This window comes from Serratia sp. CY52157, assembly GCF_052168495.1.
Lineage (GTDB): Bacteria > Pseudomonadota > Gammaproteobacteria > Enterobacterales > Enterobacteriaceae > Serratia > Serratia ureilytica.
In genome coordinates, this window is record NZ_JBJNMO010000002.1 from 12,827 (window position 1) to 27,647 (window position 14,821).

17 protein-coding genes are annotated in these 14,821 nt (G+C 63.0%); 10 read left to right on the forward strand and 7 right to left on the reverse strand.

Translation table 11 applies throughout. The annotated features are described in order from the left end of the window. Positions 1-29 precede the first annotated feature (29 nt). From hpxZ to ACJ8IP_RS09740, 4 genes are read right to left on the reverse strand one after another with little or no spacing between them, the layout of a single operon-like run. A complete protein-coding gene (gene hpxZ / locus ACJ8IP_RS09725) occupies positions 30-419 on the reverse strand; it encodes an oxalurate catabolism protein HpxZ (protein WP_164107236.1) in 390 nt (129 codons plus the stop codon). Positions 420-422: 3 nt separating this feature from the next. Next, positions 423-1,817 carry an AtzE family amidohydrolase gene (locus tag ACJ8IP_RS09730; RefSeq protein ID WP_164107235.1) on the reverse strand — a complete coding sequence of 465 codons (1,395 nt, stop codon included), beginning with the start codon at positions 1,815-1,817 and terminating at the stop codon, positions 423-425. Then, positions 1,814-2,005, reverse strand: a complete 192-nt coding sequence (gene hpxX / locus ACJ8IP_RS09735; RefSeq protein WP_033651000.1) for an oxalurate catabolism protein HpxX — start codon at positions 2,003-2,005, stop codon at positions 1,814-1,816. Before hpxX ends, ACJ8IP_RS09730 begins: the two co-directional genes overlap by 4 nt. Before the next feature lie 24 nt (positions 2,006-2,029). Continuing rightward, positions 2,030-3,616: a gamma-glutamyltransferase family protein gene (locus ACJ8IP_RS09740; RefSeq protein WP_089191206.1), complete on the reverse strand. Its 1,587-nt coding sequence runs from the start codon at positions 3,614-3,616 to the stop codon at positions 2,030-2,032. A 142-nt stretch (positions 3,617-3,758) separates the two neighbouring features. Here ACJ8IP_RS09740 and ACJ8IP_RS09745 point away from each other — a divergent pair, with 142 nt between their 5' ends. The 7 genes from ACJ8IP_RS09745 to hpxK all read left to right on the forward strand — a co-directional run bounded on the left by ACJ8IP_RS09745 (position 3,759) and on the right by hpxK (position 10,196). Next, entirely contained in the window at positions 3,759-4,598 is an 840-nt protein-coding gene (locus ACJ8IP_RS09745) for a MurR/RpiR family transcriptional regulator (protein WP_089197666.1), read from the forward strand. 216 nt (positions 4,599-4,814) lie between these two features. Next, positions 4,815-5,606: a transporter substrate-binding domain-containing protein gene (locus ACJ8IP_RS09750; protein ID WP_164107234.1), complete on the forward strand. Its 792-nt coding sequence runs from the start codon at positions 4,815-4,817 to the stop codon at positions 5,604-5,606. A 12-nt stretch (positions 5,607-5,618) separates the two neighbouring features. After that, on the forward strand, positions 5,619-6,284 hold the full coding sequence (locus ACJ8IP_RS09755; protein ID WP_033634112.1) for an amino acid ABC transporter permease: 666 nt from the start codon (positions 5,619-5,621) through the stop codon (positions 6,282-6,284). Continuing rightward, positions 6,284-6,940, forward strand: a complete 657-nt coding sequence (locus ACJ8IP_RS09760) for an amino acid ABC transporter permease (protein ID WP_164107233.1) — start codon at positions 6,284-6,286, stop codon at positions 6,938-6,940. The genes ACJ8IP_RS09755 and ACJ8IP_RS09760 overlap by 1 nt, the downstream gene beginning before the upstream one ends. After that, complete coding sequence (locus ACJ8IP_RS09765; protein WP_164107232.1) at positions 6,921-7,664, forward strand: amino acid ABC transporter ATP-binding protein; 744 nt, start codon at positions 6,921-6,923, stop codon at positions 7,662-7,664. Before ACJ8IP_RS09760 ends, ACJ8IP_RS09765 begins: the two co-directional genes overlap by 20 nt. A gap of 46 nt (positions 7,665-7,710) precedes the next feature. Further along, the gene (locus tag ACJ8IP_RS09770) at positions 7,711-8,955 is read left to right on the forward strand and encodes a pyridoxal-phosphate-dependent aminotransferase family protein (RefSeq protein ID WP_033641955.1); all 1,245 of its coding nucleotides are present in this window, start codon (positions 7,711-7,713) and stop codon (positions 8,953-8,955) included. Further along, on the forward strand, positions 8,952-10,196 hold the full coding sequence (gene hpxK, locus ACJ8IP_RS09775) for an allantoate amidohydrolase (protein ID WP_442524387.1): 1,245 nt from the start codon (positions 8,952-8,954) through the stop codon (positions 10,194-10,196). Before ACJ8IP_RS09770 ends, hpxK begins: the two co-directional genes overlap by 4 nt. 14 nt (positions 10,197-10,210) lie before the next feature. Here the strand turns inward: hpxK and ACJ8IP_RS09780 are convergent, their stop codons facing one another. From ACJ8IP_RS09780 to ACJ8IP_RS09790, 3 genes are read right to left on the reverse strand one after another with little or no spacing between them, the layout of a single operon-like run. Further along, positions 10,211-10,846 (reverse strand): LysE family translocator, encoded by a 636-nt coding sequence (locus ACJ8IP_RS09780; RefSeq protein ID WP_033651005.1) that lies wholly within the window; start codon positions 10,844-10,846, stop codon positions 10,211-10,213. A 39-nt stretch (positions 10,847-10,885) separates the two neighbouring features. Then, the gene (locus ACJ8IP_RS09785; protein ID WP_033641957.1) at positions 10,886-11,659 is read right to left on the reverse strand and encodes an amidohydrolase; all 774 of its coding nucleotides are present in this window, start codon (positions 11,657-11,659) and stop codon (positions 10,886-10,888) included. Continuing rightward, entirely contained in the window at positions 11,647-12,807 is a 1,161-nt protein-coding gene (locus ACJ8IP_RS09790) for a pyridoxal phosphate-dependent aminotransferase (protein ID WP_033641958.1), read from the reverse strand. Before ACJ8IP_RS09790 ends, ACJ8IP_RS09785 begins: the two co-directional genes overlap by 13 nt. A gap of 164 nt (positions 12,808-12,971) precedes the next feature. Here ACJ8IP_RS09790 and ACJ8IP_RS09795 point away from each other — a divergent pair, with 164 nt between their 5' ends. The 3 genes from ACJ8IP_RS09795 to ACJ8IP_RS09805 are packed head-to-tail and all read left to right on the forward strand — an operon-like array spanning position 12,972 to position 14,811. After that, positions 12,972-13,586 (forward strand): methylthioribulose 1-phosphate dehydratase, encoded by a 615-nt coding sequence (locus ACJ8IP_RS09795; RefSeq protein ID WP_033651006.1) that lies wholly within the window; start codon positions 12,972-12,974, stop codon positions 13,584-13,586. Beyond that, positions 13,583-14,272: an acireductone synthase gene (gene mtnC / locus ACJ8IP_RS09800; RefSeq protein ID WP_033651007.1), complete on the forward strand. Its 690-nt coding sequence runs from the start codon at positions 13,583-13,585 to the stop codon at positions 14,270-14,272. The genes ACJ8IP_RS09795 and mtnC overlap by 4 nt, the downstream gene beginning before the upstream one ends. Continuing rightward, the gene (locus ACJ8IP_RS09805; protein WP_033641961.1) at positions 14,269-14,811 is read left to right on the forward strand and encodes a 1,2-dihydroxy-3-keto-5-methylthiopentene dioxygenase; all 543 of its coding nucleotides are present in this window, start codon (positions 14,269-14,271) and stop codon (positions 14,809-14,811) included. Before mtnC ends, ACJ8IP_RS09805 begins: the two co-directional genes overlap by 4 nt. Positions 14,812-14,821 lie beyond the last annotated feature (10 nt).

The window sequence follows — 14,821 nt, forward strand, 5'->3', positions numbered from 1 at the left end:
CTTCATCATGGGCTCTACCGCCTGGAGGCCTAAGGCGCGTCGAGCAGGCTGACGTGCGCCGCTACGATGCGCCAGCCACAGGGCAGCTTGACCCAGGTTTGCATTTGCCGCCCCTTGCGGTTGCTGCCCGGCCGATGAAATTCCGTGCTTGCCACCGCCATATCCTCACCAAAAGTCGTGATTTGGGTGTTTTCCAACAGCCGCTCCAGTCCGTTGGCCGGGCGCCGTTGACGAAAATCGCGGATCTCGTCGATACCGTAGAGGCTTTCGGTGGCGCCATAGCGCACCGTGCGCGCGTCGTGCCAGAACAACTCGTCCAGCACATCGATGTCATTGCTGATTAACGCCTGCTCATAGCGGTAAAAGGCGGCGTTGACCTCCGCCAGCACCGCCGGCCGATCGATATGTTCACTGTTCATTGATTACTCCTGTTTGCAGACGCAAGTGGCGATGCCGGCGCATTCCAGCGCATAGGCGGCGCGCAGCGCCAAATCTTCGCGCCACGGCGGGGCGATCAGTTGCAGGCCGATCGGCAGACCGGATGCGCTTTTCAAAGGAACCGTCACGACCGGCAGGCCAAGGAAGGAAATCGGCTGCGTCAGCATGCCCATACTGGCGCGGATCGGCAGATCGACGCCGTTGATGCGCATCGTTTCCTGGCCGATCGGCGTGGCGCTGCACGGCGTCGCCGGGGCGATCAAAATGTCCCAGTGCTTGAACAGCGGCGCGGCTTGCCGGCGAAACGCGTGACGAAAGCGCTGTGCCTGCAAATACCAGGTGGCGGGGAGCATGGCGCCGGCCAGCAGTCGTTCTCGCGACAGTGGCTCGAAGCGTTCGGGTTGGCTGCGCAACTGCGGCAGATAGCGATGGCCGCCCTCTGAGGCGCTGAGGATAAAGGCCGCCGATCGGGCCAGCTCGGCCTGCGGCAGCTCGACTTCGGCGCTGGCTGCCAGCGCTTGCGCCACCTGGTTGACTGCGGCTTTGGCGTCATCATTGCACCATTGCAGGAAATAGCCGCCTAACACGGCGCAGCGCAGGTTCTGGCTGCCCTGTGCCAGCAACGCTTCAGTGCGGGAAATCGGCCGATCGCTCTGGAACGGATCCTCGGCGTCGATGCCCTGCATCGCGTCATACACCGTCGCGAGATCGTGCACCCGGCGGGCGAACGGGCCAATGTGATCCAGGCTGTCGACAAACGGCTGGCTGCCGCTGCGCGAAAGACGGCCGAAGGTCGGTTTCAGACCATAAATGCCGCACAGTGAGGCGGGCACGCGTATTGAGCCATTGGTGTCGCTGCCGAGCGAAAAGGTCACCAGGCCGGCCGCCACCGCTGCGGCCGAGCCGCCCGAAGAGCCGCCGGCGATGCGCCCGAGGTCATGCGGGTTTCGGGTGGCGCCGTAATGGCTGTTCTCGGTGGTGAAACCGTAGGCGTAGGCGTCCATGTTTAACATGCCGCAAAGCAACGCGCCTTGTTCCGCCAGCCGGGAGACGCCCCAGGCGTCGCGGCCGGCCGGTGGCCGATCGCTGAACAGGCGGGCGCCGGCCAGCGTGTTTTCACCGGCGACGTCGAACAGATTTTTTACCGCATAGGGAATGCCGGCCAAAGCGGGCAGCGTTTGCCCAAGCGCGCGCGAACGGTCGAGGCGATCGGCTTCTTTTTGCATGCGTTCCCGGGTGAGGTGCGTAAAGGCGTTCAGCGCGGGATTCTGACGGTCGATGTGATCGAGCGTATGCCGGACGATCTCGCGCGCCGAGAGCGCGCCGCGTTCAAGGGCCGTACGGATCTCGGCGAGCGACAGGGCGCTTAAGGGATTCATGGGCGATATACCCCCGCGATTTCCTGGCGCGGATCCAGCGGGAAGGCCATCAGCGGTTCGGCCAGCGCGGCGATGCGTTCGATCTGTTTCAACAGTTCCCGGCGGCGGACATCGTCCAGTTCCACGGCCAGCACGGTTTCCATCTGGTGGATATAGGCCGCCCAATCGGCGGCGTGTTGATTGTTCATAAACGATCCCGATAAATAAGAGAGTCAGAAGCCGGCGGCGCTGCCGTTGCTTCGCGGATCGAAAGCGCCTTCGAACATGCCGTTGGTGTGGCGTACGACGGCGCCGGCATGGCCGACCGTTTCGCTGAACGCCGGCAGCAGTTCAACGGCGTGGCCGCGCTGTCGCAGATAGTCGAGGGTCGCCGCGTTAAAGCGCCCCTCAAGCTTCAACGAGTCCGAACTTTCGCCCCAGGTTCTCCCCAGCAGCCAGCGCGGCGCGCTGATCGCCTGCTGCAGCGGCAGCCCTTGCACCACGTGCCGCACGAACAACGCCGCTTGAGTCTGCGGCTGGCCGTCACCGCCCATCGAGCCGTAGATCAGCGTGCGTCCGTCATACAGCCGGGCGGCGGCCGGGTTCAGCGTATGGAACGGCTGCTTGCCCGGCGCCAGCGCCAGCAGATGATCGGCGTCCAGGCTGAAAGAGGCGCCGCGGTTTTGCCACAGGACGCCGCTGTTCGGCAGTACCACGCCGCTGCCGAATTCGTGGTAGATGCTCTGAATGAAGGAGACCGCCAGCCCGCTGCTGTCCATCACCCCCATCCAGACCGTATCGCCGGGTCCTTTGCCCTGGCCCCAGTCGGCCGCTTTTTGGCCGTCGATGCGCCCGGCCAGCCTATCCAAATGGTCGGCCGCCAGCAGCGCCTGCGGATCCTGCGTCATGTGGCGCGGATCGGTGATGAAACGGTCGCGCAGATCGAACGCCAGCTTGGTGGCCTCGACCACGGCGTGCACCACGGCGCCTTCGCTCTGTCCGACCAGCGGCAGACGGTCGGTTAGCCCGAGGATGGCAAGCGACACCAGCCCTTGGGTCGGAGGAGCCAGATTGAATATTTCACCTTTTTGGTGTTCCAGGCGCAACGGAGGACGGCGGCATGGCCGATAACTCGCCAGATCCTGAGCGGTAAGCGGCATGCCCAACATCGCCATGTCCGCCGCCATGCTTTCAGCCAGCGGGCCGCGATAAAAACTGTCGAGCCCGTCCTCACTCAGTGCGATCAGCGTATCGGCCAGCTGCGGTTGGCAGAATCGTTGGCCGGCAAGCGGGATCTTTCCCTGCGGCAGGTAAATGCGGGCGAAGGGGGCGAACTCCTCCAGCTCGTGGCGTTTGCTGCGCGTCGCCGCCTCTTGGGAGGCGGTGACCGGAATGCCGTCGGCGGCGTAGCGTATGGCGTCGGCGAGCAACCGCGACAGCGGCAGCGGCGTTTCGCCAAGTTCGGCCGAATAGGCCAACGCCTCTTGCCAGCCGCCGACGGTGCCGGCCACGGTCAACGCCGCTTTTGGGCCGCGCTGCGGGATGCGGCTTTCTCCGGCGTACAGCGCCGGCGTCGCCAGCGAGCCGGCGGCGCCGCTGGCGTCGATGGTCAGCGGCTCGCCCTGCGGCGGCACGATCAGCCAGAAACCGTCCCCGCCGATGCCGTTCATGTGCGGATAGACCACGGCGATGGTCGCGGCGGCGGCCACCATCGCCTCAATGGCGTTGCCGCCTTCGCGCAGCACCGCCAGCGCGCTTTCGCTGGCGAGATGGTGTGGCGTGACCGCCATGCCCTGTGGCGCGGTATTGCTGTTAATCATGTTTCTGCCCTTGTCTGAGGTGAGCGTTCGGGTAACAGAAGCAAGAGGCGTTCCACTTTTAATCAGGACGATTAATTGCTTGTCAGAGAGGGGCCGGGGCGTGCTATGTTCCGGTGAAACAAAAGTTACAGCGAGAGTGATGATGCAGCCCTTCGATGAACGCCTGCGCAACGAATATCCGCAATTGGCGCCGCAGGAACAGCGCGTCGCCGACTTTATCCTCGATCATTTCGATGACCTGATCAGTTACAACAGCGCCGAGTTGGCGCGCTTGAGCGGGGTTTCTAAAGCCACGGTCAGCAGGCTGTTCAAGCGGTTGGGGTATCGCAGCTACAAGGACATGCGCGCTGAGCTGCGCACCCTGCGCCAGAGCGGCATGCCGGTGACCGACGAGAGGCATGCGGTGCAGGGCAATACGCTGCTGGCGCGGCATTACAAGCAGGAAATGGCTAACCTCTCGCACTGGGTGAGCCATCTCGATGTGGAGCAATTCGGCGCGGTGATCGCCGCGCTGGCGCGGGCGCGGCGGGTCGCGCTGCTGGGGTTTCGCAACAGCTATCCGATAGCCATGCATCTGCGTCAGCAGCTGATGCAGGTGCGGGAGCGGGTGCTGCTGATGCCGCAGCCCGGCCAGACGCTGGCGGAGGAGTTGGTCGATCTCGCGCCGCAGGATATGGCGGTGGTGGTCGCGTTTCGGCGCCGGCCGCGTCAGCTCAAGGCGATACTGACGCAGCTGCAAACTCGCCGGGTGCCGACGCTGTTGATCTGCGAACCGCAGGCGCAGTCGCTGATCCCGCTGGCGGACTGGCATTTGGCCGCCTCGCTGGACAGCGTCTCCGCCTTCGACAGCTATTCAGCCGCCATGAGCTTATGTAACCTGCTCAGTAACGCCCTGCTGCATGAGATGTTGGAGCAGGGGCGATCGCGTATTCATCACATTGCCGGTCTGTATCGGGATTTGGACGAACTGGAACCGCGCTAACCGGCGCTTTTTTGGTGCTGATGCACATTTTTGGTGCATATTTGGCCTGCCTGCTTTCCCTTTCTCCGTCGCCGGCCCGCTGAGGCTGGTAGGTTTTTTCTCGTTAATCAGCGCCAGGTAAGGCATGGGTTCGACGTATTTTCGATTGGCACATTAGTTGCAGAGCCTGTGGTGTAAGAATCTTTTGTTTCATCTTTTCACCATCGGGGATACGCTATGAACATCAAAAAAACGCTGTGGACGGTTTTCACTGGGATCGCCTTGCTGGCGCAGGCCGCGCCGACCATGGCGGATCAATTGCAAGAGATCCGGCAGCGCGGCGTCCTGCGCGTGGCGGTGCCGCAGGATTTCCCGCCATTCGGCTCGGTGGGCACCGATCTGCAGCCCCAGGGTTATGACATCGATATGGCGCGTTATCTGGCCGATAAGATGAAACTTAAGTTGCAGTTGGTGCCGGTCACCAGCGCCAACCGGGTGCCTTATCTGCAGACCAATAAAGTGGATCTGGTGATCTCCAGCCTGGGCAAAAATCCGGAGCGTGAAAAGACCATCGCTTTCAGCCGCGCCTATGCGCCGTTCTTCCTGGGGGTCTTTGGTCCTAAAGACGGCGCGTTGGCGGACATGGCGCAGCTCGATGGCAAGACCGTCGGCGTCACGCGCGGCGCGGTGGAGGATATGGTTCTGAGCGACGGCGCGCCTCAAGGGGCGCAGATCAAGCGTTATGAGGATAACAACACGACGCTGTCGGCCTATCTCTCCGGGCAGGTGCAGTACATCGCCACCGGTAACATGGTGGTGAGCGCCCTGGCGCGCCAGAATCCGGGCAAGGCGCCGGCCGCCAAGTTCATGTTGAAAGATTCGCCGTGCTTCGTGGGGTTGCGCCAGGGAGAACCGGCCTTGAAAGCGGCGGTGGATGCGCTGATTGGACAGGCGCTGGCGGACAAGACGCTGAATGGCCTGTCGGAGAAATGGTTGAAGGCGCCGCTGCCCGATGGTTTTGGCGCATAACGGGAGCGGCGGATGACCTATCAGCTGAATTTCTCCGCGCTCTGGCCCTACATGCCTGAGCTGTTGGCGGGGTTACTGACGACGATGGCGCTGACGGCGCTGGCGACGTTGATGGGGGTTGCGCTGGGCATTTGCGGCGCGGCGATCCGCAGCGGCCGGGCCGGCGCGCTGAGCCGCCTTTGGGGCGTTTACGTCGAAGTGGTGCGCAACACGCCGTTCGTCGTGCAGTTGTTCTTCATTGTGTTCGGCCTGCCGAGCCTGGGCTGGAAACTGACGGCCGGGCAGGCGGCGCTGCTGGCGATGGTGATCAACCTTGGCGCCTACAGCACCGAAATTATTCGCGCCGGCATTCAGGTCACGCCGAAGGGGCAGTGGGAAGCGGGACGCGTGTTGGGGCTCAGCCGCAGCCAGACCTTTTTACGCATCGTACTGCCGCCGTCGCTGCAGCGTATTTATCCGGCGTTGGTGAGCCAGTGCATCATCGTGATGCTGGGATCCTCGGTGGTGTCGCAGGTCTCGTTCGAAGAGCTGACCTTCGCCGCCAACCTGATCCAGTCGCGCACCTTCCTCAGCTTTGAAGTCTATCTGGTGACGGCGCTGCTTTATCTGTTGTTGTCGCTGTTGATGCGTCAACTGTTGCTGGCCGCCGGGCGGCGTTTTTTAGGGAGCCGGAACTGATGCTGACGTTTACCGATTGGGACATCGTGCGCAATCTGCTGTTGGCGGCTCGCTGGACGCTGCTGCTGTCGTTGACGGCATTTTTCGGCGGCACGCTGGTGGCGCTGCCGCTGGTGTTGATGCGCCTGAGCAAGCGCCGCTGGGCAATGCGTTTTGTCCGCGTTTACGCTGAACTGTTTCAGGGCACGCCGCTGCTGATGCAGCTGTTTTTGGCGTTTTTCGGTCTGGCGCTGTTCGGCGTCGACGTCAGCCCATGGACCGCGGCCGCGCTGGCGCTGACGCTATTCACCAGCGCTTTTCTGGTGGATATCTGGTCCGGCAGCATCGCCGCCTTGCCGAAAGGTCAGTGGGAGGCAGCCCGTTGTCTCGGGCTGAGTTTCACGCAGACACTGATGCGCGTCATCACGCCGCAGGCGGTGCGTATCGCCATTGCGCCGACCGTCGGTTTCTCGGTTCAGGTGATCAAGGGCACCTCCTTGGCGTCGATCATTGGCTTCGTCGAGCTGACCAAGGCCGGCACCATGCTGAACAATGTGACTTATCAGCCCTTCAAGGTGTTTGGTCTGGTCGCATTGGGCTATTTCCTGATGTGCTATCCCTTGTCGCGTTACAGCCATTATCTGGAGAAGAAATGCCATGCCGATCATCACCATTAATCAGGTTCAAAAATATTACGGTCAGAATCATGTGTTGAAGGGCGTGGATCTGGATATCGACATGGGGCAGGTGGTGTCGATCATCGGCCGCAGCGGGTCTGGTAAAAGCACGCTATTGCGCTGCATCAACGGGCTGGAAGGGTATCAGGAAGGGAGCATCAAACTGGGCGGCATGACCATCACCGATCGCGATTCGCAGGCGCGTGAAATCAGCCGCTCGATTGGCATGGTGTTTCAGAACTTCAACCTGTTCCCGCATATGACGGCGCTGGAAAACGTGATGCTGGCGCCGCGCCGGGTGCTGAAAAAAAGCGCTGCCGAGTGCCGCGAGTTGGCCGAACAGATGCTGAACAAGGTGGGGTTGGGTGAGCGCATGCATTACGCGCCGGCCAACCTTTCCGGCGGGCAACAGCAGCGGGTGGCGATCGCCCGGGCGCTGGCGATGAAACCGAAGGTGTTGCTGTGCGATGAGATCACCTCGGCGCTGGATCCCGAGCTGGTGGGTGAAGTCCTGAAGGTGCTGGAACAGTTGGCGCGAGAGGGCATGACGCTGATTCTGGTCACTCATGAAATGAGCTTCGCCCGCGAGGTGGGCGACCAGGTGGTATTCATGCACCAGGGCAAGGTGTGGGAACAGGGAAATAGCCGCACGCTGTTCGCCAATCCGCAAACCCAGGAATTGAAACAGTTTATCGCTTCTGTGCGCGGGTTGTCAGAAGCCTGATTTCGGCAAATAAAATGACAAGTTATTAAGCTGGTAAGGAAATAACATGCTAACTACTCCGCAGTTCGAACAGATTAACCCGCCGGCGCGCCTGTTGATGGGGCCGGGGCCGATCAACGCCGATCCGCGCGTGCTGCGCGCCATGTCGAGCCAACTGATCGGCCAGTACGATCCGGCAATGACCGGTTACATGAATCAGGTCATGGCGCTGTATCGCGCGCTGTTCCGCACCGAAAACCGCTGGACGATGCTGGTGGACGGCACCTCGCGCGCCGGCATCGAGGCGCTGCTGGTTTCTGCCATTCGTCCGGGCGATAAGGTGCTGGTGCCGGTATTCGGCCGCTTCGGACATCTGCTGTGCGAAATTGCCCGCCGTTGTCGCGCCGAGGTACACACGATCGACGCGCCGTGGGGCGAGGTGTTCAGCGCCGATCGCATCGAAGACGCGATTAAGCGGGTGCGCCCGCGCCTGCTGCTGACGGTGCAGGGCGATACGTCCACCACCATGCTGCAGCCGCTGCATGAGCTGGGCGATATCTGCCGCCGCCACGGCGTGCTGTTCTATACCGATGCGACGGCGTCTTTTGGCGGGAACCCGCTGGAGACCGACGCCTGGGGGCTGGATGCGGTCTCCGCCGGGCTGCAGAAGTGCCTGGGCGGCCCTTCCGGCAGTTCGCCGGTCACCCTCAGCCCGCAGTTTGAAGAGATCGTGCGCCGTCGCAAATGCGTGGAGGAGGGGATCCGCACCGCCGAACATGCCGACGGCGACGACGAGATGATCTACTCCAACTATTTCGACCTCGGCATGATCATGGATTATTGGGGGCCGGAACGCCTGAATCACCATACCGAAGCCACCAGCATGTTGTTCGCGGCGCGAGAATGCGCGCGGGTGATCCTCGAGGAAGGGCTGGATCAGGCCATTGCCCGCCACCGGCTGCACGGCGCGGCGATGCTGGCGGGCATCCAAGGCATGGGGCTGGCGGTGTTCGGCGATCTCGAGCACCGCATGAATAACGTGCTCGGCGTGATGATCCCGCCGCAGGTGCACGGCGAGCAGGTGCGGCAGATGATGCTGAACGATTTCGCTATCGAAATCGGCACCTCGTTCGGCCCGCTGCAGGGCAAGATCTGGCGCATCGGCACCATGGGCTACAACGCGCGCAAAGATTGCGTGCTGCAAACGCTGGCGGCGCTGGAGGCGGTGTTGAACCGGTTGGGCTTCGCCACGCAACAGGGGGAGGCCCTCCAGGCGGCCTGGAACCTGTACGATGCAGGACGGCCAGAATGACGCCGCAGGAGGCGCAGCAGGCCGCCGCGCGGGTGATGGCGCGCTGTGACGAGCTGGCGGCGATCAGCGCGGAGCCCGGTAAACTGACGCGTCTTTATCTGTCTGTGGAACATCGGCGCGCCAACGTTCTGGTGGGCGAATGGATGCGCGAGAGCGGCATGCGGGTGTGGCAAGACAGCGTCGGCAATATCTGTGGCCGTTATGAAGGGCTAACGCCCGGCGCCCCCGCGCTGCTGCTCGGTTCGCATCTGGACACGGTGCGCAACGCCGGGCGTTATGACGGCATGCTCGGCGTGCTCACGGCGCTGGAAACGGTGGCGCAATACCATCGCCAGGGGCGCCGTTTGCCGCTGGCGCTGGAGGTGATCGGCTTTGCCGACGAAGAGGGCGCTCGCTTCGGCGTGACGTTGCTGGGCAGCCGCGGCTTGACCGGCCAATGGCCGCAGGAATGGCTGGCGCAGACTGACGCGGACGGGGTGAGCATCGCGCAGGCCATGCGCGACTTTGGGCTGGAGCCGACGGCGATCGCGCAGGCGCGCCGCGCGCCGCAGGAAATCCGCGCTTATCTGGAATTGCATATCGAACAAGGCCCATGTCTGGAGGCGGCCGACCTGGCGCTGGGGGTGGTGACGGCGATCAACGGCGCGCGTCGGCTTAACTGCGTCTTTAGCGGGGAGGCGGGCCATGCCGGTACGGTGCCGATGGGGCAGCGCAAAGACGCGCTGGCGGCCGCGGCGGAATGGATAACGGCGGTTGAAACGTTGACCCGCGCCGCCGATCCGCATCTGGTGGCCACCGTCGGCTGCATCGAGAGCCTGCCGGGCGCGGCCAACGTGATCCCGGGCGAAGTGCGATTGACGCTCGACGTGCGCGGCCCGCAGGATGCGCCACTGGCGGCGCTGTTGGCGACGTTGCTGGCGCAGGCGCAGACGATCTGCGCACGCCGTGGAGCGCGCTTCGCCAGCGAGGAGTTTTACCGCATTGACGCCACCGCCTGCGATAGCGATCTGCAGCGCCGCTGGAAGGCAGCCGTCGAGCAGGTACAGGGGCAGAGTCTGGCGCTGCCGAGCGGCGCCGGTCATGACGCCATCGCCGTGGCGGCGCAATGGCCGGTCGGCATGCTGTTCGTGCGTTGCGCCGGCGGCGTCAGCCATCATCCGGCTGAAGCGGTGCGGCAGGCTGACGTAGCGCTGGCGATCCAGGCCTATTGCCTGACGATCGCCGGCTGGGAGCTAAGATGAGGGTATGAGACTTCCTAAGATGACGCGTTACGACGATAGAAGCTCAGGGCGATGGCCAATCCGGCCAGCAGTCCGGCGCAGGTGCGGTTTAGCCAGCGCAGAGCGCGGCCGGAAAATATACGCATAGCATGGTGGCCGCCAAGCGCGTAGAGACTCATCAGAGCGATATCGATCAGGGCGGTCACCAAAGCGAGAATCACGTATTGCAGCGCTACGTCGCCCGCTGGCTGGATGAACTGCGGCAGAAAGGCGGAAAAGAACAGCAGTCCTTTGGGATTGGAGAGTGCGACCAGCAGCGAGCGCATAAACGCGGCGCGGCCGTTGCGGGCGCCGGGCATCGCGTTCTGTGCTGCCTGCGGGGTGCCAAGCGGCGCGCGCCACAGTTGGCAGGCTAGATAGAACAAATAAGCGGCGCCGGCCCATTTGACCAGCGTGAAAAGCAGTTCGGAAGCTTGCAATATTGCCCCTAAGCCGCAGCCGACGGCACCGATCAACAGCAGGTCGGACAGCGCCGCACCGGCAATGCCGCAGGCGGCGACGCGTTTGCCTTTGGTGGCGCCGTTATTGAGCGCCAACAGCATGGTTGGGCCCGGCGTAATGGTGACCGCCGCGACGGCCACGATATAGAGCAAGAGTGTCGTCATATCCATATCACTTCTCCTTGCGTTATCGGCTAAGGTGCCGGGAATTCAGTCAAGACGCAGAAAGCTGTCGGCATCGCGCCAGGCCGGGAAGGCGCTGCGGTAACTCTGCAGGGTTTCCAGCGACAGCTCGGCGTCCAGCCGCGCGGCTGCGCCGGGCTCGGCATCCGCCAGGATCTCGCCCTGCGGGCTGATGATCAGGCTGTCTCCGCTGTAGTTCAGGCCGTTCGGATCGTCGCCCACCCGGTTGCAGCCCGCCACATACACCTGATTTTCAATCGCCCGCGCCGCCAGCAGCGTTTGCCAATGGCGGCTGCGCGGCGCCGGCCAGTTGGCGACGTACAGCGCAAGATCGTAATCCTGCTGATAGCGCGCCCAGACCGGGAAACGCAGGTCGTAGCAGATCTGCGGCAGGATGCGCCAGCCGCGCCACTCGACGATTTCGCGCCGGTTGCCGGCCTGATAGTGCAGGTGTTCGCCGGCCATGCGGAACAGATGGCGTTTATCATAGGCATGCACCTGGCCGCCCGGCTCCACCAGCAGGAAGCGATTGACCGCGCCTTCGGCGGTTTTCAGCGCCACGCTGCCGCCGATCAACGCGTGGCTTTTCACCGCCCAACCGTGCAGCCAGTCGATCACCTGCTGTTCGGGCAGGGCGCTCTCGCCGGCATCCATGGCAAAACCGGTGGTGAACATTTCCGGCAAGACGATGAGATCGCGCCCGACGATCGGCGCCAGCAACGCGTCGAAGGCGGCCAGGTTAGCGAGGCCGTCGCGCCAGACCAGAGGTTGCTGCAACAGGGTAATTTTTAAAGTCGACATAACCGCTCCGCAGCTGCATCCAGCGTGGCGTCCTGTTTAGCGAAGCACAGCCGGATCAATTTATGGGGGAAAGGATCGGCACAGAAGACCGACAGCGGAATGGCCGCCACGCCCACGTGCTCGGTTAACCAATGGCAGAACGCCACATCGTCCAGATCGGAGATGGCGCTGTAGTCCGCCAGCAAGAAGTATGTACCGGCGCAGGGTAAAATTTCCAGTCGGCTGCTCGCCAGCGCTTGCACGAAGCGGTCGCGCTTGGCGCGGTAGAATGCCGGCAGCTGTCGCCAGTGCTCCGGCTCGGCGCGCAGGCTATCCGCCAGCGCCAGCTGCGCCGGGGTGTTGACCGAGAAGGTCAGGTATTGATGCACCTTGCGCACCTCGGCGCTCAGCGCGGCGGGCGCCACGCAGTAACCCACTTTCCAGCCGGTCATGTGGAAGGTTTTACCGAAGGAGGACACCGCGATCGCCCGTTGGCGCAACTGCGGGTGGGCCAATACGCTGGCGTGCCCGCCTTTGGCGAAGCAGATGTGTTCGTAGACCTCGTCGCTGAGCACGTAGATCTCGCGTTCGGCGATGGCGTGCCACAGCTGCTGCATGTCTTCCGCCTGCCAGGCGGTGGCGGACGGGTTGTGCGGCGTATTGACGATCACCAGACGGGTGCGCGGAGACAGCGCGGCGGCGAACCGTTGCCAATCCACGGCAAATGCGGGCGGCTGCAGGGCGAGGCGTTTGAGTACGCCGCCGGCCAGCGTCACCGCCGGCGCGTAGCTGTCGTAGCTCGGATCGAAACAGACCACCTCATCGCCGGGGCGCACCAGCGCGGTGATGGCGGCGAACAGCGCTTCGGTGGCACCGGCGGTGACGGTCACTTCGCTGCCGGCATCCGGCTGCCAGCCATACAGCTCGGCGGTTTTGTCGGCGATGGCTTCGCGCAGCGCCGCCACGCCGGTCATTGGCGCATATTGGTTGGCGCCCTGGGCGACGTGCCAGGCCAGGCGTGCTTTCAGGTAGTCCGGCCCGTCAAAATCAGGGAAGCCCTGCGACAGGTTGATCGCCTGATGCTGCTGCGCCAGCGCGCTCATTTGGGTGAAGATGGTGGTGCCCAGGGCAGGCAGTTTACTGTCGGGAATCAATGCGGAAGTGCTCATAGCAGGTGAATACTCCAGGCGCTTATATTGCCGTCAATATAACACGATGCTAGTATTTGGCAATCAAGACGCTTAGATGGCTAAATGCGAAAAAGTGCTTAGCCTGTCGCGCAGCCGGCTAAGCCTCACCTGCTGACCGCTATACCGAACGGGAAACGATAACAATGACGGAGAATCCGCAACTTAACGCATTACTGGCGGCCTGCCACTGGATTGGTGACAAAGGCTGGTGTCCGGCGACCGGCGGCAACATGTCGCTGCGCCTCGACGAACGCCAGTGCCTGGTCACCGAGTCCGGCAAAGACAAAGGGAGTCTGAGCGCCGCCGATTTTCTGCGGGTGGATATCGCTGACAATCACGTGCCGAGCGGCCGTACGCCGTCGGCGGAAACCGGGCTGCATACGCTGCTCTATCGTTTGTACCCGCATCTTGGCGCGGTGTTGCATACCCATTCCGTCAACGCCACCGTGTTGTCGCGGGTGGAACGCGGCGATGCGTTGGTGCTGCAGGGGTACGAAATGCAAAAGTCGCTCGCCGGTCAGCGCAGCCACCTGGACAGCGTGGCGATCCCTATTTTCGATAACGATCAGGACATTCCCCGGCTGGCGTCGCGCGTCGCGGCCTATGCCGAGGTCACGCCGCTGCAGTACGGTTTTCTGGTGCGCGGCCACGGTCTCTATTGCTGGGGAAGTCAGGTGGCGGAAGCCCGCCGCCATCTCGAAGGGCTGGAATTCCTGTTCCAGTGTGAACTGCAACGTCGCTTGCTGGAGGCGAAATGATCCGCGCTATCGTGACCGATATTGAAGGCACCACCAGCGATATTCGTTTCGTGCATCAGGTGCTGTTTCCCTATGCCCGCGAGCGGCTGGCGGATTTTGTACGCCGTCACGCCACGGAGAGCGAAGTCGCCGCGCCGTTGGCGGCGCTGCGCGCTGAAATTGACCAGCCGCAGGCGGATCTCGATGCGCTGATCGCCGCGCTGTATCGCTTTATGGATGAAGATCGCAAATCCACCGCGCTCAAGGCGCTGCAGGGCATCATCTGGCGCAGCGGCTATCGTGAGGGCGACTTCTGCGGACATCTTTATCCGGAGGTCGCCGGGCAGTTGGCCGCCTGGCAGCGCCAGGGGCTGAAGCTTTACGTTTATTCCTCCGGTTCGGTGGAGGCGCAAAAGCTGCTGTTCGGCCACAGCGACGCCGGCGATCTGCAGCCGCTGTTCAGCGGCTATTTCGACACCCGCGTCGGCGCCAAGCGTGAAACCGCGTCGTACCGCAACATCGCGCAGGCTATCGGCATCGCGCCCGACGAACTGCTGTTCCTGTCCGATATTCACCAGGAGCTGGACGCCGCGCAGGCCGCCGGCTGGCATACCTGCCAGCTGATCCGCGATGAGGCGGACGCACAGAGCCGGCATCCGCAGGTCAGCCGTTTTGATCACATCGATTTAGGGGAGTTTGTCTCATGAGTGGATTGACCATTTTCAGTGATACAGCACCGCAGCAGCCGCTGTGGCAGAGCCGCGACGCGCAGGAAATCCAGCGCCAGCTGGCGCAGATCGGCGTGCGCTTTGAGCGTTGGCAGGCGGATCGCGAGTTGGGCGACAACCCGCAGCCGGAGGCGGTGATCGCCGCCTACCAGCATGAGATCGACCGGCTGGTGGCGGAAAAGGGCTACCAGAGTTGGGACGTGATCAGCATGCGGCCGGACCACGAGCAGCGTCAGGCGCTGCGCGAAAAATTCCTGTCCGAACACACGCACGGTGAGGATGAAGTGCGCTTTTTCGTTGAAGGGGCGGGGCTGTTTTGCCTGCATCTGGACGGCAAGATCTTCCAGATCCTGTGCGAAAAGAACGATCTGATCTCGGTGCCGGCCAACACTCGCCACTGGTTCGATATGGGCTCGGCGCCGCACTTTACCGCGATCCGGGTATTTGACAACCCGGAAGGCTGGGTGGCGCATTTCACCGGCGACACGATCGCCGATGCCTATCCGCGCCTGGACTGATCGTCAACCG

Excerpts from the sequence above, each read along its gene's own strand:
- hpxZ (WP_164107236.1), bottom strand. The coding sequence starts at position 419 with ATGAACAGTGAACATATCGATCGGCCGGCGGTGCTGGCGGAGGTCAAC.
- ACJ8IP_RS09730 (WP_164107235.1), bottom strand. The coding sequence starts at position 1,817 with ATGAATCCCTTAAGCGCCCTGTCGCTCGCCGAGATCCGTACGGCCCTT.
- hpxX (WP_033651000.1), bottom strand. The coding sequence starts at position 2,005 with ATGAACAATCAACACGCCGCCGATTGGGCGGCCTATATCCACCAGATG.
- ACJ8IP_RS09740 (WP_089191206.1), bottom strand. The coding sequence starts at position 3,616 with ATGATTAACAGCAATACCGCGCCACAGGGCATGGCGGTCACGCCACAC.
- ACJ8IP_RS09745 (WP_089197666.1), top strand. The coding sequence starts at position 3,759 with ATGCAGCCCTTCGATGAACGCCTGCGCAACGAATATCCGCAATTGGCG.
- ACJ8IP_RS09750 (WP_164107234.1), top strand. The coding sequence starts at position 4,815 with ATGAACATCAAAAAAACGCTGTGGACGGTTTTCACTGGGATCGCCTTG.
- ACJ8IP_RS09755 (WP_033634112.1), top strand. The coding sequence starts at position 5,619 with ATGACCTATCAGCTGAATTTCTCCGCGCTCTGGCCCTACATGCCTGAG.
- ACJ8IP_RS09760 (WP_164107233.1), top strand. The coding sequence starts at position 6,284 with ATGCTGACGTTTACCGATTGGGACATCGTGCGCAATCTGCTGTTGGCG.
- ACJ8IP_RS09765 (WP_164107232.1), top strand. The coding sequence starts at position 6,921 with ATGCCGATCATCACCATTAATCAGGTTCAAAAATATTACGGTCAGAAT.
- ACJ8IP_RS09770 (WP_033641955.1), top strand. The coding sequence starts at position 7,711 with ATGCTAACTACTCCGCAGTTCGAACAGATTAACCCGCCGGCGCGCCTG.
- hpxK (WP_442524387.1), top strand. The coding sequence starts at position 8,952 with ATGACGCCGCAGGAGGCGCAGCAGGCCGCCGCGCGGGTGATGGCGCGC.
- ACJ8IP_RS09780 (WP_033651005.1), bottom strand. The coding sequence starts at position 10,846 with ATGGATATGACGACACTCTTGCTCTATATCGTGGCCGTCGCGGCGGTC.
- ACJ8IP_RS09785 (WP_033641957.1), bottom strand. The coding sequence starts at position 11,659 with ATGTCGACTTTAAAAATTACCCTGTTGCAGCAACCTCTGGTCTGGCGC.
- ACJ8IP_RS09790 (WP_033641958.1), bottom strand. The coding sequence starts at position 12,807 with ATGAGCACTTCCGCATTGATTCCCGACAGTAAACTGCCTGCCCTGGGC.
- ACJ8IP_RS09795 (WP_033651006.1), top strand. The coding sequence starts at position 12,972 with ATGACGGAGAATCCGCAACTTAACGCATTACTGGCGGCCTGCCACTGG.
- mtnC (WP_033651007.1), top strand. The coding sequence starts at position 13,583 with ATGATCCGCGCTATCGTGACCGATATTGAAGGCACCACCAGCGATATT.
- ACJ8IP_RS09805 (WP_033641961.1), top strand. The coding sequence starts at position 14,269 with ATGAGTGGATTGACCATTTTCAGTGATACAGCACCGCAGCAGCCGCTG.